A 19,911-nucleotide genomic window follows, 5' to 3' on the forward strand; every position below is an offset into this window, starting at 1 on the left:
GATACTAGCGTATAGTCCATAAAAGAAAAACGCCACGTAAAAACGTGGCGTCCGCTGGCTTTATTTGCGTTACGAGCGTTTCATCATGTCGAAGAAATCGTCGTTGGTTTTGGTCATCGCCAGTTTGTTAATGAGGAACTCCATCGCGTCAATTTCACCCATTGGATGGATGATTTTGCGCAGGATCCACATTTTCTGCAGCTCTTCCTGGGTGGTGAGCAGCTCTTCCTTACGGGTACCGGAACGGTTGTAATCGATAGCCGGGAAGACGCGTTTTTCTGCGATTTTACGAGAGAGGTGCAGTTCCATGTTACCTGTACCTTTAAACTCTTCGTAGATAACCTCGTCCATTTTGGAGCCGGTATCGATCAGCGCCGTTGCGATGATGGTCAGGCTACCGCCCTCTTCCACGTTACGTGCCGCACCGAAGAAGCGTTTTGGACGGTGCAGGGCGTTAGCGTCCACACCACCGGTCAACACTTTACCGGAAGCTGGCACCACGGTGTTGTAGGCACGCGCCAGACGGGTGATAGAGTCAAGCAGGATGATCACGTCTTTCTTGTGCTCTACCAGGCGTTTCGCCTTCTCGATAACCATTTCCGCAACCTGAACGTGGCGAGATGCTGGCTCGTCGAAGGTAGAAGCAACCACTTCACCTTTAACCAGACGCTGCATCTCGGTCACTTCTTCCGGACGTTCGTCAATCAGCAGCACCATCAGCACGCAGTCTGGGTGGTTGTAGGCAATGCTCTGCGCGATGTTCTGCAGCAGCATGGTTTTACCCGCTTTTGGCGGGGCCACAATCAGACCACGCTGGCCGCGACCGATTGGCGACGCCAGATCCAGGACGCGCGCGGTTAAGTCTTCGGTAGAACCGTTACCACGCTCCATGCGCAGGCGAGAGTTCGCGTGCAGAGGCGTTAAGTTCTCAAAGAGGATCTTGTTACGCGAGTTTTCTGGTTTATCGAAGTTAACTTCATTGACTTTCAACAGCGCAAAGTAGCGTTCACCCTCTTTAGGAGGACGAATCTTACCTGAAATGGTGTCACCAGTGCGGAGGTTGAAACGGCGGATTTGGCTGGGGGATACGTAGATGTCGTCAGGGCCGGCGAGGTAGGAGCTGTCTGCAGAGCGGAGGAAACCAAATCCGTCTTGCAATATCTCCAGCACACCGTCGCCAAAGATATCTTCGCCACTCTTAGCGTGCTGCTTCAGGATGGCGAAAATGATGTCCTGCTTGCGCATACGAGCCTGGTTTTCCAGTCCCATATTTTCGCCGAGAGTGATCAGCTCAGAAACCGGCGTATTCTTTAATTCGGTAAGATTCATAATGGTGTGGGTTCTTAAACTCGGAGTGATTCTCGAACTTAATGTTGTGAATGGTATGGCAGGGTCATCCATGCCTGTTTAGCGGCCATCACCTCATGTCTGTTCGCTGTCTGGTCACAGGGAAAGAACGCAGAACTGAAACGACAAGACGGATTGAGTGACAAGCCCGGAATTTAGCCACTTCACGCATTGTTCATGTCAACAAAGGGAAGTATCGGGTAAAACAAGATTCAAACAATAGATATGTTTAAAACGAAGTCATAGCTAACTTAGCACGACTTCAGCCGGGCGTCCAGAGTTCCACATCATTTAGCCGGGGGCTCTGGACGCACAGCGGAGAAACCTTACGCCAGGTTAGCGTCCAGGAACTCTTTCAGCTGACCTTTGGACAGCGCGCCCACTTTGGTCGCCGCCACTTCGCCGTTTTTGAACAGCAGAAGGGTCGGGATGCCACGGATACCGTATTTCGGTGCGGTGCCCGGGTTCTGGTCGATGTTCAGCTTGGCAACCGTCAGTTTGCCCTGATATTCGTCAGCGATCTCATCCAGAATCGGGGCGATCATTTTGCATGGACCACACCATTCAGCCCAGAAATCGACGAGGATCAGCCCGTCAGCCTTAAGTACGTCCGTGTCAAAACTGTCGTCAGTCAGGTGAATAATTTTATCGCTCATATATAACTCCACAGGAATAAGCCTGGTACGTTGGTTTTGTCTCCACCAACGACGTGTTGATGTCGCATTAACCAACTAAAGGTTGACTTTATTTCACCGGATACGCTTTCGTAAAGCAATAGTAAGCTGATATTCTACCACACTATGAGCAAAACACATTTAACAGAACAGAAGTTTTCCGACTTCGCCCTGCACCCAAAAGTGATCGAAGCCCTTGAAACAAAAGGGTTTCATAACTGCACGCCCATTCAGGCTCTCGCCCTGCCGCTGACGCTGGCCGGTCGCGATGTTGCAGGGCAGGCGCAAACCGGTACCGGCAAAACGATGGCGTTTTTAACGTCAACGTTCCATTATTTACTTTCTCACCAAGCGATTGCAGACCGCAAAGTTAACCAGCCGCGCGCGCTAATTATGGCCCCGACGCGAGAACTGGCGGTACAGATCCATGCAGACGCTGAACCCCTGGCACAGGCTACTGGCCTGAAGCTTGGCCTGGCCTATGGCGGCGACGGCTACGATAAGCAGCTGAAAGTGCTGGAAAGCGGCGTGGATATCCTGATTGGGACCACCGGCCGTCTTATCGACTACGCCAAACAGAACCATATCAACCTCGGCGCCATCCAGGTTGTGGTGCTTGATGAAGCTGATCGCATGTACGATCTGGGCTTCATTAAAGATATCCGCTGGCTGTTCCGCCGCATGCCGCCGGCAAATCAGCGCCTGAACATGCTGTTCTCTGCCACCCTTTCTTATCGCGTACGCGAGCTGGCGTTCGAGCAGATGAACAACGCCGAGTATGTGGAAGTGGAGCCGGAGCAGAAAACGGGCCACCGCATTAAAGAAGAGCTCTTCTATCCTTCCAATGAAGAGAAAATGCGTCTGCTGCAAACGTTGATCGAAGAAGAATGGCCCGATCGCGCCATTATCTTCGCGAACACTAAACACCGCTGTGAAGACATCTGGGGCCATCTGGCTGCCGACGGTCACCGTGTTGGCCTGTTGACCGGCGACGTGGCGCAGAAAAAACGCCTTCGTATCCTCGACGAGTTCACCCGTGGCGATCTTGATATTCTGGTCGCAACCGATGTGGCGGCACGTGGTTTACACATTCCGGCCGTGACGCACGTCTTTAACTACGATCTGCCAGACGACTGCGAAGACTACGTACACCGTATCGGTCGTACCGGTCGTGCGGGCGCAAGCGGTCACTCGATTAGCCTTGCGTGTGAAGAGTATGCGCTGAATCTTCCAGCCATTGAGACCTACATCGGTCACTCTATTCCGCAGAGTAAATACAATCCGGAAGCGCTGTTAAGCGAACTGCCGCCGCCTAAGCGTCTATCCCGCCCGCGCTCCGGCAATGGTCCGCGTCGTTCAGGCGGCGCACCGCGTAATCGTCGTCGTTCAGGTTAATACATTATGCTCAGCTCCACCTCGCTCTATGCGGCAATTGATCTCGGTTCGAATAGTTTTCATATGCTGGTTGTGCGTGAGGTGGCGGGAAGCATACAAACGCTGACGCGCATTAAGCGCAAGGTCCGCCTCGCGGCGGGCCTGAGCAGCGATAATTACCTCTCGCCTGAAGCCATGGAACGTGGCTGGCAGTGCCTGCGGCTCTTTGCTGAGCGTCTGCAGGATATCCCGCATGCTCAAATCACCGTTGTCGCCACAGCGACGCTCAGACTGGCGGTTAACGCCGTAGATTTTATTGCCAAAGCGCAGGAAATTCTGGGGTGTCCGGTTCAGGTTATCAGCGGTGAAGAAGAAGCACGCCTGATCTACCAGGGCGTTGCCCACACCACCGGGGGTGACGATCGCCGTCTGGTGGTGGATATCGGCGGTGCCAGTACCGAACTGGTAACCGGCACCGGCGCGCAGGCGACGTCGCTGTTCAGCCTGTCGATGGGCTGCGTGACCTGGCTTGAACGTTACTTTACTGACCGGAATCTGGGTAAAGAGAACTTCGACGAGGCGGAAAACGCCGCGCGCGCAGTGCTACGCCCGGTAATGGACGAACTGCGCTATCACGGCTGGAAAGTCTGCGTCGGGGCTTCGGGTACCGTGCAGGCCCTGCAGGAAATCATGATGGCGCAGGGCATGGACGAGCGGATCACGCTTGCCAAACTTCAGCAGCTTAAACAGCGTGCCATTCAGTGCGGACGTCTGGAAGAGCTGGAAATTGAAGGCCTGACGCTGGAACGAGCCCTGGTTTTCCCAAGCGGGCTGGCCATTCTGATCGCCATATTCACCGAATTAAATATCCAGTGTATGACCCTGGCCGGCGGCGCGCTGCGCGAAGGTCTGGTCTACGGGATGCTGCATCTGTCGGTGGATCAGGACATCCGCAACCGTACGCTGCGCAACGTCCAGCGTCGTTTTCTGGTTGACATCGATCAGGCTGGCCGCGTATCACAGCTGGCATCACGCTTTGCCGACCAGGTCGCTAACGCCTGGGATCTTGATCATCTGAGCCGCGATTTATTGCTGAGCGCCTGTGCGCTGCACGAGGTGGGGCTCAGCATAGATTTTAAGCAGGCACCTGCTCACGCAGCGTATCTGGTGCGCAACCTGGATTTGCCGGGCTACACGCCCGCACAGAAAAAGCTGCTGGCAACGCTACTGCTGAACCAGACCAACGCCGTCGATCTCTCCTCTTTGCATCAGCAAAATGCCGTACCGCCGCGCGTGGCCGAGCATCTTTGTCGCCTGCTGCGTCTGGCAATTCTGTTTGCCAGCCGCCGCCGCGATGATTTGTTACCCGCCATTAATCTGCTAGCCGATGATGAGAAGCTGACGCTGACGCTGCCGGAAAACTGGATTGAGAATCACCCGCTTGGGGCAGAGATGATCGAGCAGGAGTGCCAGTGGCAGAGCTATGTGCACTGGGTGCTTGAGGTGAAGTAATACGCTGAACACTGCCGGGTGGCGGCTTCGCCTTACCCGGCCTACTCATCATTATCCCTTCTCTTTGGCTTTTGCCAGCATGGCGCGAATGTTCGCCACGTTAGCCTGTCCTTTGTGCATCCGCTCTTCCGCGGTAATCACTTTGCGCTCCTGTTCCCAGATCAGATCGTCCTGCGGCAGTTCCAGCAGGAAACGGCTGGGTTCCGGGCGCACGAGTTCACCGTACTGACGGCGCTCTTTACAGAGCGTGAACGTCAGCTCCTTTTGCGCGCGGGTGATCCCCACGTAGGCCAGACGGCGCTCCTCGTCGACATTATCTTCATCAATGCTGCTCTGGTGCGGCAATAAACCTTCTTCCATACCGACCAAATACACATACGGGAACTCCAGCCCTTTTGACGCATGCAGCGTCATCAGCTGAACCTGGTCGGCCTCTTCTTCGCTCTCGCCGCGCTCCATCATGTCGCGCAGGGTAAAGCGGGTGACCACCTGCGTTAACGTCATCGGCTCATCTATCTCAGAGCCTTCCAGCATTTCGGTCATCCAGCTAAAAAGCTGGTTAACGTTTTTCATACGCATTTCTGCCGCTTTCGGGCTGGCAGAGGTTTCGTACAGCCAGGATTCGTAGTCAATGCCGTGGATCAGATCGCGTACCGCCGCCACGGGCTCGCGCTCAGCCAGGCGCTGCACTTCACCCAGCCAGTGGGTGAAGCGGGTTAAATTATCATACCCGCGCCCCGTCAGCGTCTGGCTCAGCCCCATATCAAAGCTGGCGGTAAACAGGCTCTTATTGCGGGTCATCGCCCATTCGCCCAGCTTTTGCAGCGTCGCCGGACCAATCTCGCGCTTTGGTGTATTCACGATGCGCAGAAACGCGCTGTCGTCATCCGGGTTCGTGAGCACGCGCAGATAGGCCAGCAGATCTTTAATTTCTGGCCGCGAGAAGAACGAAGTGCCGCCGGAAATTTTGTACGGAATGCGGTTCTGCATCAGCATCTTTTCAAAGACGCGCGACTGGTGATTGCCGCGATAGAGGATCGCGTAATCCTTGTATTCGGTTTTATTGACGAAGTGGTGGGCGATCAGTTCGCCCGTCACGCGCTCCGCCTCATGCTCTTCATTATTGGCGCTGAGCACCTTCAGCTCCGTACCGTAGCCAAGTTCGGAGAAGAGACGCTTTTCAAAAACGTGCGGGTTATTGGCAATCAGGATGTTTGCCGCCTTCAGGATACGCCCGGAGGAACGGTAGTTCTGCTCCAGCTTAATCACCTGCAGCGCGAGGAAATCTTTGCTCAGAAGCACCAGGTTTTGCGGGCGTGCGCCGCGCCAGGAGTAAATTGACTGGTCATCATCGCCAACCACGGTGAAGCGCGCGCGCTGCCCCACCAGCAGCTTCACCAGCTCGTACTGGCTGGTGTTGGTGTCCTGATATTCATCCACCAGCAGGTAGCGGATTTTATTCTGCCAGCGCTCGCGCACCTCTTCATTTCGCTGTAAAAGCAGCGTCGGCAAGAGGATCAGATCGTCGAAGTCCAGCACGTTGCACGCTTTCATGTGCGCGTCGTACAGACCATAGCAGTGGGCAAAGATCCGATCCCGTTCGCCTTTGGCGATCGCCGCAGCCTGGGCCGGGGTCATCAGATCGTTTTTCCAGTTCGAGATCGTTGAGATCAGCTGCTGCAACAGCACCTTATCATCCTCGATCAGCCCCTCGGTGAGCTCTTTGAGCAACGCCACCTGGTCGGTGTCATCGAACAGCGAAAAGTTGGATTTCATCCCCAGCGCGGCGTATTCACGTTTAATGATATCCAGCCCCAGCGTGTGGAAGGTAGAGATCATCAGCCCGCGCGCTTCTTTGCGCCCCAGCGTCTGGCCAACACGCTCTTTCATCTCGCGCGCCGCTTTGTTGGTAAAGGTAACCGCCGCAATGTGGCGGGCCTGATAGCCGCAGCCGCGGATCAGGTGCGCAATCTTATTGGTGATGACGCGCGTTTTACCGGATCCTGCGCCCGCCAGCACCAGACACGGTCCGGTTACAAATTCGACGGCTTGTTGTTGTCCGGGATTTAGACGCATAAATGATCGCTCAATGAAAGTCAGGAGGGGAGAATAACAGCGTGGTAGTATAGCGAGCCTAATCCATACCACTCAAGGCACGATCATGGCAAAAACAGCAGCAGCACTGCATATTCTTGTTAAAGAAGAGAAACTGGCTCTGGATCTTCTGGAGCAGATCAAAAACGGCGCCGACTTCGGCAAACTAGCGAAGAAGCACTCTATTTGTCCGTCAGGCAAGCGTGGCGGCGATTTAGGCGAATTCCGTCAGGGTCAAATGGTTCCGGCGTTCGATAAAGTGGTCTTCTCCTGCCCGGTGCTGGAGCCAACCGGTCCGCTGCATACTCAGTTCGGTTATCACATTATTAAAGTGCTGTATCGCAAATAAAAAAGCCGGGTGGCGGCTGCGCCTTACCCGGCCTACATCTTACGTTTTTGTAGGTCGGGTAAGCGAAGCGCTACCCGACAAGGTTGTTAACCTGCTACAGCAATACGTTTCATATCAGTCATGTAGCCGCGCAGTTTGTGGCCCACTTTCTCGATCTGGTGGCTGCGAATCGCTTCGTTTACGTCGCGCAGCTGCGCGTTGTCTACCGCACCTTCCGCAATCGCTTTGCCCAGATCGCCCGTCTGCAGGGTGGTCATGAACTCTTTCAGCAGCGGTACGCAGGCGTAAGAGAACAGATAGTTACCGTATTCTGCAGTATCAGAGATAACCACGTTCATTTCGTACAGACGCTTACGGGCGATGGTGTTCGCGATCAGCGGCAGCTCGTGCAGAGATTCGTAGTACGCCGACTCTTCGATGATGCCGGAATCCACCATGGTTTCGAACGCCAGCTCAACGCCTGCTTTCACCATCGCAATCATCAGTACGCCTTTATCGAAGTACTCCTGCTCGCCGATTTTACCTTCATATTGCGGCGCGGTTTCGAACGCGGTTTTACCGGTCTCTTCACGCCAGGTCAGCAGTTTCTTGTCGTCGTTGGCCCAGTCCGCCATCATGCCGGAAGAGAATTCGCCGGAGATGATGTCGTCCATATGTTTCTGGAAAAGCGGCGCCATAATGGTTTTCAGCTGTTCAGACAACGCGTAAGCACGCAGTTTTGCCGGGTTGGACAGACGGTCCATCATCAGCGTAATACCGCCCTGCTTCAGCGCTTCGGTGATGGTTTCCCAGCCGAACTGAATCAGTTTTTCTGCGTATGCCGGGTCGGTACCTTCTTCCACCAGCTTGTCGAAGCAAAGCAGAGAACCCGCCTGCAGCATGCCACACAGAATGGTCTGCTCGCCCATCAGGTCAGATTTCACTTCCGCAACGAAGGAAGATTCCAGCACGCCAGCGCGGTGACCGCCGGTCGCCGCAGCCCAGGCTTTGGCAATCGCCATGCCTTCGCCTTTCGGATCGTTTTCCGGGTGAACTGCGATAAGCGTCGGCACGCCGAAGCCACGCTTGTACTCTTCACGCACTTCGGTACCCGGGCACTTCGGCGCCACCATCACTACGGTGATGTCTTTACGGATCTGCTCGCCCACTTCAACGATGTTGAAGCCGTGGGAGTAACCCAGCGCGGCGCCGTCTTTCATCAGCGGCTGTACGGAACGCACCACGTCAGAGTGCTGCTTGTCTGGCGTCAGGTTAACGACCAGGTCCGCCTGCGGGATCAGCTCTTCATAGGTACCCACTTTGAAGCCGTTTTCAGTCGCTTTACGCCATGAAGCGCGCTTTTCGGCAATCGCTTCTTTACGCAGGGCGTAAGAGATATCCAGACCGGAGTCACGCATGTTCAGGCCCTGGTTCAGGCCCTGTGCGCCACAGCCGACGATGACCACTTTTTTACCCTGAAGGTAGCTTGCGCCATCGGCAAATTCATCGCGCGCCATGAAGCGGCATTTGCCCAGCTGCGCCAACTGCTGGCGCAAGTTCAGTGTATTAAAGTAGTTAGCCATGGGTGATACCTCGTGATGTTGTGTGTCTTATTGTTCGGTTCGCGTTTCAGCGAGAATGTACCCACATTACAACAGGAAATTTATTGCGGAAATTGATATATTCACAACGTCACATTGCAATTTTTGCAATGTAAAAAGAGGGAGTGGAATCGGTGGATTTACGCGATCTAAAAATGTTCCTGCACCTGGCGGAAAGCCGTCACTTTGGCCGCAGTGCCCGGGCGATGCACGTCAGCCCGTCCACGCTTTCGCGCCAGATCCAGCGCCTTGAGGAAGACCTCGGCCAGCCGCTTTTCGTGCGCGATAACCGTACCGTTACCCTCACGGAAGCGGGCGAAGAGTTGCGCATTTTTGCCCAGCAGACGCTGTTACAGTACCAGCAGCTGCGGCACTCTATTGATCAGCAGGGGCCATCACTCTCCGGTGAGCTGCATATTTTCTGCTCCGTGACCGCCGCCTACAGCCATCTGCCCCCCATTCTCGACCGCTTCCGCGCAGCGCATCCGTCGGTTGAAATTAAGCTCACCACCGGCGACGCCGCCGACGCAATGGAAAAAGTGGTGACCGGCGAAGCGGATCTCGCCATCGCCGGAAAACCCGAAACCCTGCCGGGCGCGGTGGCGTTCTCGATGCTGGAGAATCTGGCGGTGGTGCTGATTGCCCCGGCCCTGCCCTGCCCGGTGCGTAATCAGGTATCGGTAGAAAAACCGGACTGGTCGACGGTGCCGTTTATCATGGCCGATCAGGGGCCGGTGCGCCGCCGCATCGAGCTGTGGTTCCGCCGTCAGAAAATCAGCAATCCGTCGATTTACGCCACCGTTAGCGGTCATGAGGCGATGGTGTCGATGGTGGCGCTCGGCTGCGGCGTGGCATTGCTGCCGGAAGTGGTGCTGGAAAACAGCCCGGAACCGGTGCGCAACCGCGTGATGATTCTGGAGCGCAGCGATGAGAAAACGCCGTTTGAGCTGGGCGTGTGCGCACAAAAAAAGCGGCTGCATGAGCCGCTTATTGATGCGTTCTGGACGATATTGCCGAACCACTAGCCAGCCAGAAAGAACCTGAACGCCGGGTTATGGGTTTCGTCATGACATTCATAGCCCAGTTCGTTCAGGCGCGTTTCGAAATCCGGCTCGTGCTCGCCCAGTTCGAACGCCGCCAGCACGCGACCGTAGTCGGTGCCGTGGCTGCGGTAGTGGAACAGGGAGATGTTCCAGTGCGTGCCCAGCGTGTGCAGGAACTTGAGCAACGCGCCCGGTGATTCCGGGAACTCGAAGCTGAACAGGCGTTCCTGGAGCGGCTTTGAGGGACGCCCGCCAACCATATAACGCACGTGCAGCTTCGCCATTTCGTCGTCAGAGAGATCGACCACGCTGTAGCCGCCTTCATGCAGCAGGCTGAGGATCTCTTTACGCTCCTCCACGCCCCGGCTCAGACGCACGCCAACAAAAATGCAGGCATCTTTCGCATCGGCAAAGCGGTAGTTGAACTCCGTTACCGAACGTCCCCCCAGAAGCTGGCAGAACTTGAGGAAGCTGCCCTTCTCTTCCGGGATGGTCACCGCCAGCAGCGCTTCACGCTGTTCGCCCAGCTCGCAGCGCTCGGAAACGTAGCGCAGACCGTGGAAGTTCACGTTCGCACCAGAGAGCACGTGCGCCAGACGTTCGCCGCGAATGTTGTGCTGGGCGATGTATTTTTTCATCCCCGCCAGCGCCAGCGCGCCGGACGGTTCCGCCACCGCACGCACATCCTCGAACAGATCTTTCATCGCCGCGCAGATGGCGTCGCTGTCGACGGTGACGATATCGTCCAGATACTCCTGGCACAGACGGAAGGTTTCATCGCCAATGCGCTTCACCGCCACGCCCTCGGCAAACAGCCCAACGCGCGGCAGGTCTACCGGATGACCGGCGTCCAGCGCCGCCTTCAGGCAGGCAGAGTCTTCCGCCTCAACGGCGATGACTTTAATCTGCGGCATCAGCTGTTTAATCAGCACCGCCACGCCTGCCGCCAGCCCGCCGCCGCCCACTGGGACGAAGACGCGGTCGAGATGGGCATCCTGCTGCAACAGCTCAAGCGCCAGCGTGCCCTGCCCGGCAATCACCATCGGATGGTCGAACGGCGGCACCCAGGTAAAACCCTGCTGCTGCGCCAGCTCAATCGCTTTGGCTTTGGCTTCGTCAAAGTTCGCACCGTGGAGCAGCACTTCTCCGCCAAAACCGCGCACCGCGTCGACTTTGATGTCGGCGGTAGCAACCGGCATCACGATCAGCGCTTTCAGACCCAGACGGGCCGAGGAGAAGGCAACGCCCTGAGCATGGTTGCCCGCCGACGCGGTAATGACGCCGCGCGCTTTCTGCTCATCCGTCAGCCCGGCCATCATCGCGTAGGCACCGCGCAGCTTAAAGCTGTGCACCGGCTGGCGGTCTTCGCGCTTCACCAGAATGACGTTGTCGAGGCGCGAAGAGAGTTTTTCCATTTTTTGCAGGGGCGTGACCTGCACAGCTTCATAGACCGGCGCGCGTAGCACCGCTCTCAGGTATTCCGCCCCCTCAGGGGCGGCGGATAAGGGTTGTGACTCGGCCATCATTAGCCCCCAAGTTTAGATTTATCGCGCACCGCGCCTTTATCTGCACTGGTTGCAAGGCTCGCATAGGCGCGCAGGGCGAAGGAGACTTCGCGCTGGCGATCTTTCGGCGTCCAGGCTTTGTCGCCGCGGGCTTCCTGCGCTTCACGACGGGCCGCAATCTCCTGGTCGCTCAGCTTGAGCTGAATGCCGCGATTCGGAATGTCGATTTCAATCAGATCGCCATCTTCGATGATCGCGATGTTGCCGCCGCTTGCCGCTTCCGGGGAGACGTGGCCGATGGAGAGACCAGACGTGCCGCCGGAGAAACGACCGTCGGTGATCAGCGCGCAGGCTTTACCGAGGCCCATCGATTTCAGGAAGGTGGTCGGGTAGAGCATCTCCTGCATGCCCGGGCCGCCTTTCGGCCCTTCGTAGCGAATGACAACCACGTCGCCTTCCACCACTTTGCCGCCGAGGATGGCATCTACCGCCTCGTCCTGGCTTTCGTACACTTTCGCCGGACCGGTGAATTTCAGGATACTGTCGTCCACGCCTGCGGTTTTCACGATGCAGCCGTTTTCCGCAAAGTTACCGTACAGCACCGCCAGACCGCCGTCTTTGCTGTAGGCGTGCTCCAGCGAGCGGATGCAGCCTTCAGCACGGTCGTCATCCAGCGTGTCCCAGCGGCAATCCTGCGAGAACGCCTGGGTGGTGCGAATACCGGCCGGACCGGCGCGGAACATCTTTTTCACCGCGTCGTCTTTGGTCAGCATCACGTCGTACTGGTCCAGCGATTCCGGCAGCGTCAGGCCGAGGACGTTTTTCACGTCGCGGTTCAGCAGCCCGGCGCGATCCAGCTCGCCCAGGATACCGATGACGCCACCCGCACGGTGCACGTCTTCCATGTGGTACTTCTGGGTACTCGGCGCGACTTTACACAGTTGCGGCACTTTGCGGGAGAGCTTGTCGATGTCGCTCATGGTGAAGTCGATTTCGGCTTCCTGCGCGGCGGCCAGCAGGTGCAGAACGGTGTTAGTGGAGCCGCCCATGGCGATATCCAGCGTCATGGCGTTTTCGAACGCCGCTTTACTGGCGATATTGCGCGGCAGCGCGCTGGCATCGTCCTGCTCGTAGTAGCGTTTGGTCAGCTCAACGATACGTTTACCGGCGTTGAGGAACAGCTGCTTACGGTCGGCGTGGGTCGCCAGCAGCGAGCCGTTGCCCGGCTGGGAAAGGCCCAGCGCTTCGGTCAGGCAGTTCATGGAGTTGGCCGTGAACATGCCGGAACAGGAGCCGCAGGTCGGGCACGCGGAGCGTTCCACCTGATCGCTCTGCTCGTCAGAGACTTTCGGGTCTGCGCCCTGAATCATCGCATCGACCAGGTCGAGCTTGATGATTTTGTCGGAGAGCTTGGTTTTACCCGCCTCCATCGGACCGCCGGAGACGAAGATCACCGGAATGTTCAGACGCAGGGAGGCCATCAGCATCCCCGGGGTGATTTTGTCGCAGTTGGAGATACAGACCATCGCATCGGCGCAGTGGGCGTTGACCATATATTCCACGGAGTCGGCGATCAGCTCGCGCGACGGCAGTGAATAGAGCATTCCCCCGTGGCCCATTGCGATACCGTCATCCACCGCAATGGTGTTGAACTCTTTCGCCACGCCGCCGGAGGCTTCGATTTGCTCGGCAACTAGCTTACCGAGATCGCGCAGATGCACGTGGCCCGGTACAAACTGGGTGAAGGAGTTCACCACGGCGATAATCGGCTTGCCGAAATCGGCGTCGGTCATTCCGGTGGCGCGCCACAGTGCGCGGGCACCCGCCATGTTACGGCCGTGGGTGGTGGTGGCTGAACGATACTTAGGCATGCTTTATTGACTCCCGTCTGACTATTTAATGGGACGGTGCGTGCCGCCCCACATTTATATTTAGTGATTAACCTGATCCAACCAGCCGTATTTATCTTCTGTTTCGCCGGTGAAGAGGCCGAAGAACGCTTGCTGAATGCGCTTGGTGACCGGGCCACAGCGGCCTTCGCCCACCTGGATACCGTCTACGCTGCGAACCGGCGTGATTTCAGCCGCGGTACCGGACATGAACACTTCGTCTGCCAGGTAGAGGGATTCGCGGGACAGCACCTGCTCGCGCACTTCGATACCCAGATCTTTCGCCAGCTTGATGATCGCATCACGGGTGATGCCCGGCAGCGCGGAAGAGGTGAACGGCGGAGTAAACAGAATGCCGTCTTTTACTTCAAACAGGTTTTCGCCCGCGCCTTCTGAGATGTAGCCGTTCACGTCGAGGGCGATGCCTTCCTGATAGCCGTGGCGGCGCGCTTCGCTGCCGACCAGCAGTGAGGAGAGGTAGTTACCGCCCGCTTTTGCGGCAGTCGGGATGGTGTTTGGCGCCACGCGGTTCCAGGAAGAAACCATTGCGTCGATCCCCTGATCCAGTGCTTCTGCGCCCAGGTAGGCGCCCCACGGGAACGCAGCAATGATCACATCGGTGTTGTAACCGGCCGGCGGGTTCACGCCCATGCCCACGTCACCCACGAAGACCAGCGGGCGAATATAGGCGCTGGTCAGTTTGTTCTGGCGAATCACTTCGCGGCAGGCTTCCATCAGCTCATCAACGCTTTGAGAGACCGGGAAACGATAAATTTTGGCTGAGTCATGCAGACGCTGCATGTGTTCGCGATGGCGGAACACCACTGGCCCTTTGTGAGAATCGTAGCAACGGATGCCTTCAAACACGGAGGTACCGTAGTGCAGCGCGTGGGACATCACGTGAACTTTCGCGTCTTCCCAGCGAACCATCTCACCATTGAACCAAATGTAATCAGCTTTTTTTGTCGTCATTTTTTCGTCCTGTCACGCTCAAGCGCGGATTTGTTGTGATGTGGTTGTGCTCTGGCAGATGGCAACATGGGCAACGTCTACCAGCTTTGATAACTGACTAAACAGTAAGTCGACCGGCCGCGGACTGGCAACGGTTAATTCGATACTGATGTTCTGGGCGTCGGTGGCCGTTTCCATATTCATAGAGCAAATCTGAAAACCACGGTGGCGGACCACACGCAAAACGCGTTCTAACGTTTCCGGGTTGAAGCGAGCCTGCACGGCGACCTGATGTTGCATCATGATAATTTCTCCAGCATTTGTGAGTTACTGGCACCGGGCGGTACCAACGGCCAGACGTTCTCAAGCTCGTCGATTGAGACATGAAGCAGGTATGGCCCTTCGCTTGACAGCATGGTGTCGAGTGCCGCTTCAACCTGGTCTTTACGGGTGATGTGCTGGCCAGGAATGCCGAAGGCGCTGGCCAGGGTGAGGAAATCGGGGTTATCGGTCAGGGTTGTCTCGCTGTAACGCTCCTGGAAGAACAGCTGCTGCCACTGGCGAACCATCCCTAAACGCTGGTTATCGAGCAACACGATCTTCAGCGGTAACTGCTTGCGCTTCACGGTGCCGAGCTCCTGAACGTTCATCATGAAGGAGCCGTCACCGGAGATACAGATCACGGTATCGTTCGGGCGAGCCACCTGTGCGCCTACGGCTGCCGGCAGGCCAAAGCCCATCGTGCCTAAGCCGCTGGAGGTGATGAAGTTCTCCGGGCGGGTGTAGGTCATATGCTGGGCTGACCACATCTGATGCTGGCCCACATCGGTCGTCACCACGCTGTCGGCGGGTTTACGGTCGGACAACTGCTTCAACAGCAGCGGCGCATAGATGGCATCGCCTGGGTGATCGTAACGCCAGGCATGCTCAGCGCGCATGTCTGCGGTGTGCTGACGCCATGCGTTGATATCCAGCGGCTGCTCCAGCGCCGGTAACAGCGCGTTAAGATCGCCCTGCAACGCCACGTGCGCCTGACGCAGTTTGTTCATCTCCGCCGGGTCGATATCCATATGGATCACTTTGGCATTCGGCGCGAAGGTATTCAGCTTGCCGGTGACGCGGTCATCGAAACGGGCGCCTGCGACGATAAGCAAGTCGCACTCCTGCACCGCCAGGTTAGCCGCTTTAGTGCCGTGCATTCCCAGCATGCCGAGGTAGTACGGGTAGTCCGCGTCTACCGCACCCAGACCTTTCAGGGTGCAGGTGGCGGGCATTTGCGTGGTTGCAAGGAACGCGCGAAGCGCCGGAACAGCCTGCGCCATACCCACCCCGCCGCCGACGTACAGCATCGGCTGCTTCGCCTGCGCCATCATCTGACGCGCCTCTTCAACCTCTGCATGCGGAAACGCATCGTCGCTTTTCACGGTGGAGAAATGCGGCTCCAGATCGCCAAGTGCAACCTGGATATCTTTCGGGATATCCACCAGAACCGGGCCAGGACGGCCAGAACTGGCAACCTCGAACGCTTCGGCCATCACGCGCGGCAGCTCTTCGAGGGACTGAACGAGAAAGCTGTGCTTGGTGCAGGCCAGCGATAAGCCGAGGACGTCTACTTCCTGGAAGGCATCGGTGCCGATGAACGGAGAGGCCACCTGACCGGTAATCGCCACGACAGGGACTGAATCGAGCAGCGCGTCAGCCAGGCCGGTGATCAGGTTCGTTGCGCCCGGACCTGAGGTCGCCATGCATACACCGGTTTTACCTGTCGCGCGGGCATAACCAATGGCTGCCATCGCTGCGCCCTGCTCGTGCCGGCACAAGAGGTGTTCCACGCCGCCGTCATACAGTGCATCGTAAATCGGCATAATTGCGCCACCCGGATAACCGAATACGGTTTCGACTCCCTGCGCGCGCAACGCATGTACTACCCATTGTGCCCCATTCATAGTTAGTTCCCCGTCATAAATCTGGAGAAACAGAATTTTGTGCTAGTCGTCATTCTCTGCTCCTCATTTAAGTTTTTTAGTCATAAAAAAACCCCCGGACCTTTCGGTGCGGGGGTCTTAGTTCGTTAAGGCTTGATTTCTAAGCCTTTCCTCGTCCAAGTGCAGCCCCGCACGGTGGGATAATAATCACCACCACGCTAATCACGACCAGGCTAATCACTCGTAGAAGGGCTGTCATTTTCAGTTCTTTTTGCATCTTGTTCGAAGGAATACCTAAAGAGTTATCACAGTTTTTAAATCAAACACAAGATTTATTTATGAAGGATTTGGTTAGCAAGCGAACCAAATTTCATGAACGCATTGTTTTATATGAGGAAATTTGGAAGTGAATATTTTTCATTTTTTTATTGCAGATCTAACCGTTAAAGCGCGCCTTTTTACATTTTGCGAGTGTGCTTCCACGGTGATGCAATGGTTTCAATGCTCCCTGAAAATCTCTGAACAGGCGGCGTAAATACGTAAAAAGACGCTAAACAGAGAAAACAGGCACTGGCATAGTCAGACCAGGAGGTAGTACAAATGTCACTGTCAGTTGTTTATACGCGAGCGGCTCTCGGGGTAAAGGCTCCGCTTATTTCCGTAGAGGTTCATTTGAGTAATGGGCTGCCCGGACTCACGCTTGTCGGGTTACCTGAAACCACGGTTAAAGAGGCCAGGGACCGCGTTCGTAGCGCAATAATAAACAGCGGTTATACCTTCCCCGCAAAGAAGATCACCATCAACCTTGCTCCCGCCGACCTGCCCAAAGAGGGTGGGCGATACGATTTACCTATCGCAATTGCGCTTCTCGCGGCTTCTGAGCAGCTTAATACGACCAGGCTAGGCTCGTATGAGTTCGTGGGTGAACTCGCGCTCACAGGCGCACTGAGAGGCGTTCCCGGTGCGATATCGGGAGCGCTGGAAGCCATACGTGCAGGGCGGCAAATCGTTGTGGCCAATGAAAACGCATCAGAAGTGAGTCTTATTGCAGAAAAGGGATGTCTTATCGCCGGGCATCTTCAGGAAGTGTGCGCCTGGCTGGAAGGCCGCCATGAACTGTCCGAACCGGAAGAGTGCGACGAGGCTATAGCGGATGTGCCAGAAGACCTCAGCGAGATCATGGGACAGGAGCAAGGGAAACGGGCGCTGGAGATTACGGCAGCGGGTGGGCACAATCTCCTGCTGATTGGCCCGCCGGGTACAGGCAAAACCATGCTGGCAAGCAGGCTAAGCGGATTGCTCCCGCCGCTTAATAACCATGAAGCGCTGGAAAGCGCCGCCATCTATAGCCTGATCGGTTCGACGTCGTTGCACAAACAGTGGCGTCGACGTCCCTTTCGTTCGCCGCATCATAGCGCGTCACTGACGGCAATGGTCGGTGGTGGGTCTATTCCGGGGCCGGGTGAGATCTCGCTGGCACACAATGGCATTCTGTTTCTCGATGAGTTGCCTGAGTTTGAGCGCCGCGTGCTGGATGCGCTGAGGGAGCCCATTGAATCCGGTGAGATACACATTTCACGCACGCGAGCCAAAATAAGCTATCCCGCCCGTTTTCAGCTCGTGGCGGCGATGAACCCCAGTCCGACGGGGCATTATCAGGGCAACCATAACCGCTGTACGCCAGAGCAGACGCTGCGCTATCTGGGAAAGCTGTCTGGCCCGTTTCTCGACCGTTTCGATTTATCACTGGAAATCCCCCTTCCGCCGCCGGGCCTGCTCAGGCAGACGGATAAACTGGGTGAAAGCTCCGCGCATGTTCGCGAGCGGGTTATCGCGGCACAGGCGAGACAGTATGCCCGTCAAAACAGGCTGAATGCACGACTGGATAATGCAGGGATCCGACAGTTTTGTTCTCTTAACGTTGAAGATGCGGCTTGGCTGGAGGAGACGTTGACGCGCTTCGGGCTTTCCATACGTGCGTGGCAGCGCTTGTTAAAAGTAGCCAGAACCATTGCGGACGTGGAGGGCTGTACTGATATTGCGAGGAAACACTTGCAGGAAGCGCTGAGCTATCGGGCGATCGATCGTTTGCTTTTGCATCTACAAAAGTTACTGGCATAAAAAAAGGGGCCGTAGCCCCTTTTTTTATTAGTCGTCAGACTCGGTGTAGTCTTCTGCACCTTCCATCTGCGGTTTACCGCCAGACAGCGTATGGAAACGTTTTGGACGCTTAATGCGAGCCATGTACTTGATCCATACACGTTCTGCTTCAGACTGCGGCTCACGCTCACCACGGCACACTGAGACAAACTGCTTTTCATCTTCAGTTGCAGGCTCACGTTTACCCAGATCCAGCTCGTTAAAGGCATAACCATGACGCTCAAGCAGCTGCGCCTCTTTGATGGTGAAATCGCCGTGACGAGAGAACCCGCGCGGATAATGTTTATTGTCGAAAAAACGATTAGTCGTCGTAAAGCTTTCCGCCATCCTACACGCTCCTAATTCTTTGGCCGAGCTATTTATGGCGCGGAGTATTAGTTACGCTTGACAGAGTGTAAAACAAAACATTTAAATCATAACGACAAATTATTTTGCGGAGAAAGATGTGGATACGGAATTGCTAAAAACTTTCCTTGAAGTGAGCAGAACGCGTCACTTCGGGCGAGCCGCTGAAGCCCTTTACCTGACGCAGTCAGCAGTCAGTTTTCGTATTCGACAGCTGGAAAATCAACTGGGTGTGAATCTTTTTACCCGCCATCGCAACAATATCCGCCTCACGCCTGCCGGTGAAAAACTGCTTCCGTATGCGGAGACATTGATGAATACCTGGCAGGCAGCGCGCAAAGAGGTTGCGCATACGTCGAGGCACAACGAGTTCTCGATAGGGGCCAGCGCATCTCTGTGGGAATGCATGCTCAGTCAGTGGCTTACCCGGCTATATCACTCCCATGGCCATTTACAATTTGAAGCCAGAATTGCGCAACGTCAGTCGCTGGTTAAGCAACTTCATGAGCGTCAGTTGGATCTGCTGATCACTACAGAAGCCCCCAAGATGGACGAATTTAGCAGCCAGATTGTTGGACAGTTCGGTCTGGCTCTTTATGCTTCTGAACCCTCAAAGATGAAAGCAGACCTGACCTATTTGCGGCTGGAGTGGGGACCTGATTTTCAGCAACATGAGACGGGATTGATCGCACCTGATGATGTTCCACAGTTAACAACCAGTTCTGCCGAGATTGCCTGTCAGCAACTCCCCTTGCTGAAGGGTTGCACCTGGTTACCAGTCCGTTGGGCAGACACCAAGCCTGGACTGCATACCGTGGTGGATTCCACTACCCTTTCGCGGCCGCTGTATGCGATTTGGTTGCAAAATAGCGACAAGCAATCGCAAATAAAAGATCTATTAAAAATCAATGTAATGGATTGATGCTGAGGCCAGCAGGGACGCTGGCTGCATTTAAGAATGCTGAAATTTCACCGGGTTTCAGGCAAAAAAAAATCCTTTGCCGAAGCAAAGGATTCTATATGGCAGGGGCGGAGAGACTCGAACTCGCGACACCCGGTTTTGGAGACCGGTGCTCTACCAACTGAGCTACGCCCCTAAAGTTTTTTGCCATTAAGCCTGCCATTACTGGCAGGCTTAACGTCTTAATAAGTGGCGGAACGGA

Annotated in this window: 18 protein-coding genes and 1 tRNA gene; 6 read left to right on the forward strand and 13 right to left on the reverse strand. The window is 55.9% G+C overall.

All coding sequences use genetic code 11. The annotated features are described in order from the left end of the window. Positions 1-69 precede the first annotated feature (69 nt). Both rho and trxA read right to left on the reverse strand, forming a co-directional pair. Entirely contained in the window at positions 70-1,329 is a 1,260-nt protein-coding gene (gene rho, locus IM284_RS19130) for a transcription termination factor Rho (RefSeq protein WP_008501566.1), read from the reverse strand. Between the two features lie 344 nt (positions 1,330-1,673). Further along, positions 1,674-2,003 carry a thioredoxin TrxA gene (trxA, locus tag IM284_RS19135; RefSeq protein WP_006179218.1) on the reverse strand — a complete coding sequence of 110 codons (330 nt, stop codon included), beginning with the start codon at positions 2,001-2,003 and terminating at the stop codon, positions 1,674-1,676. A gap of 144 nt (positions 2,004-2,147) precedes the next feature. Between trxA and rhlB the strand changes: the two genes are divergently transcribed. Beyond that, positions 2,148-3,416: an ATP-dependent RNA helicase RhlB gene (gene rhlB / locus IM284_RS19140; RefSeq protein WP_047366696.1), complete on the forward strand. Its 1,269-nt coding sequence runs from the start codon at positions 2,148-2,150 to the stop codon at positions 3,414-3,416. A 6-nt stretch (positions 3,417-3,422) separates the two neighbouring features. After that, a complete protein-coding gene (gene gppA, locus IM284_RS19145; protein WP_047366695.1) occupies positions 3,423-4,907 on the forward strand; it encodes a guanosine-5'-triphosphate,3'-diphosphate diphosphatase in 1,485 nt (494 codons plus the stop codon). Between the two features lie 51 nt (positions 4,908-4,958). Here gppA and rep read toward each other — a convergent pair whose 3' ends face one another. Beyond that, positions 4,959-6,983: a DNA helicase Rep gene (rep, locus tag IM284_RS19150; RefSeq protein ID WP_193055869.1), complete on the reverse strand. Its 2,025-nt coding sequence runs from the start codon at positions 6,981-6,983 to the stop codon at positions 4,959-4,961. A gap of 85 nt (positions 6,984-7,068) precedes the next feature. On the opposite strand from rep, the gene ppiC reads away from it, so the two are divergent. Beyond that, a complete protein-coding gene (gene ppiC / locus IM284_RS19155; RefSeq protein WP_004886861.1) occupies positions 7,069-7,350 on the forward strand; it encodes a peptidylprolyl isomerase PpiC in 282 nt (93 codons plus the stop codon). An 86-nt stretch (positions 7,351-7,436) separates the two neighbouring features. Here the strand turns inward: ppiC and ilvC are convergent, their stop codons facing one another. Continuing rightward, positions 7,437-8,912, reverse strand: a complete 1,476-nt coding sequence (ilvC, locus tag IM284_RS19160) for a ketol-acid reductoisomerase (protein WP_021242831.1) — start codon at positions 8,910-8,912, stop codon at positions 7,437-7,439. A 152-nt stretch (positions 8,913-9,064) separates the two neighbouring features. Between ilvC and ilvY the strand changes: the two genes are divergently transcribed. After that, positions 9,065-9,955 (forward strand): HTH-type transcriptional activator IlvY, encoded by an 891-nt coding sequence (gene ilvY, locus IM284_RS19165; protein ID WP_008501572.1) that lies wholly within the window; start codon positions 9,065-9,067, stop codon positions 9,953-9,955. Here ilvY and ilvA read toward each other — a convergent pair. The 7 genes from ilvA to ilvL form a co-directional block, all read right to left on the reverse strand. Next, a complete protein-coding gene (ilvA, locus tag IM284_RS19170; protein ID WP_088204713.1) occupies positions 9,952-11,496 on the reverse strand; it encodes a threonine ammonia-lyase, biosynthetic in 1,545 nt (514 codons plus the stop codon). The two genes, ilvY and ilvA, sit on opposite strands and share 4 nt — an antisense overlap. A 2-nt stretch (positions 11,497-11,498) precedes the next feature. Further along, the gene (gene ilvD / locus IM284_RS19175; protein WP_047366694.1) at positions 11,499-13,349 is read right to left on the reverse strand and encodes a dihydroxy-acid dehydratase; all 1,851 of its coding nucleotides are present in this window, start codon (positions 13,347-13,349) and stop codon (positions 11,499-11,501) included. A gap of 60 nt (positions 13,350-13,409) precedes the next feature. Further along, complete coding sequence (gene ilvE, locus IM284_RS19180; protein ID WP_003860182.1) at positions 13,410-14,339, reverse strand: branched-chain-amino-acid transaminase; 930 nt, start codon at positions 14,337-14,339, stop codon at positions 13,410-13,412. 18 nt (positions 14,340-14,357) lie between these two features. Then, entirely contained in the window at positions 14,358-14,621 is a 264-nt protein-coding gene (ilvM, locus tag IM284_RS19185; protein ID WP_003860184.1) for an acetolactate synthase 2 small subunit, read from the reverse strand. Further along, positions 14,618-16,264 carry an acetolactate synthase 2 catalytic subunit gene (ilvG, locus tag IM284_RS19190; protein ID WP_047366693.1) on the reverse strand — a complete coding sequence of 549 codons (1,647 nt, stop codon included), beginning with the start codon at positions 16,262-16,264 and terminating at the stop codon, positions 14,618-14,620. The genes ilvM and ilvG overlap by 4 nt, the downstream gene beginning before the upstream one ends. Positions 16,265-16,266: 2 nt before the next feature. Continuing rightward, the gene (gene ilvX / locus IM284_RS19195) at positions 16,267-16,317 is read right to left on the reverse strand and encodes a peptide IlvX (RefSeq protein WP_166792073.1); all 51 of its coding nucleotides are present in this window, start codon (positions 16,315-16,317) and stop codon (positions 16,267-16,269) included. An 86-nt stretch (positions 16,318-16,403) separates the two neighbouring features. Beyond that, the gene (gene ilvL / locus IM284_RS19200) at positions 16,404-16,502 is read right to left on the reverse strand and encodes an ilv operon leader peptide (protein WP_001311244.1); all 99 of its coding nucleotides are present in this window, start codon (positions 16,500-16,502) and stop codon (positions 16,404-16,406) included. Positions 16,503-16,843: 341 nt separating this feature from the next. Between ilvL and IM284_RS19205 the strand changes: the two genes are divergently transcribed. Further along, positions 16,844-18,364 carry a YifB family Mg chelatase-like AAA ATPase gene (locus tag IM284_RS19205; protein WP_047366692.1) on the forward strand — a complete coding sequence of 507 codons (1,521 nt, stop codon included), beginning with the start codon at positions 16,844-16,846 and terminating at the stop codon, positions 18,362-18,364. A 27-nt stretch (positions 18,365-18,391) separates the two neighbouring features. On the opposite strand, the gene IM284_RS19210 is transcribed toward IM284_RS19205, so the two are convergent. After that, entirely contained in the window at positions 18,392-18,730 is a 339-nt protein-coding gene (locus IM284_RS19210) for a DUF413 domain-containing protein (protein ID WP_008501577.1), read from the reverse strand. 118 nt (positions 18,731-18,848) lie between these two features. On the opposite strand from IM284_RS19210, the gene hdfR reads away from it, so the two are divergent. Next, positions 18,849-19,670: an HTH-type transcriptional regulator HdfR gene (gene hdfR / locus IM284_RS19215; RefSeq protein WP_028014823.1), complete on the forward strand. Its 822-nt coding sequence runs from the start codon at positions 18,849-18,851 to the stop codon at positions 19,668-19,670. A 99-nt stretch (positions 19,671-19,769) separates the two neighbouring features. On the opposite strand, the gene IM284_RS19220 is transcribed toward hdfR, so the two are convergent. Continuing rightward, positions 19,770-19,845: transfer RNA gene (locus IM284_RS19220), tRNA-Trp, on the reverse strand. Positions 19,846-19,911 lie beyond the last annotated feature (66 nt).

It is taken from the genome of Enterobacter cloacae complex sp. P12RS (assembly GCF_014895875.1).
In the GTDB taxonomy this organism is placed as follows: domain Bacteria; phylum Pseudomonadota; class Gammaproteobacteria; order Enterobacterales; family Enterobacteriaceae; genus Enterobacter; species Enterobacter bugandensis.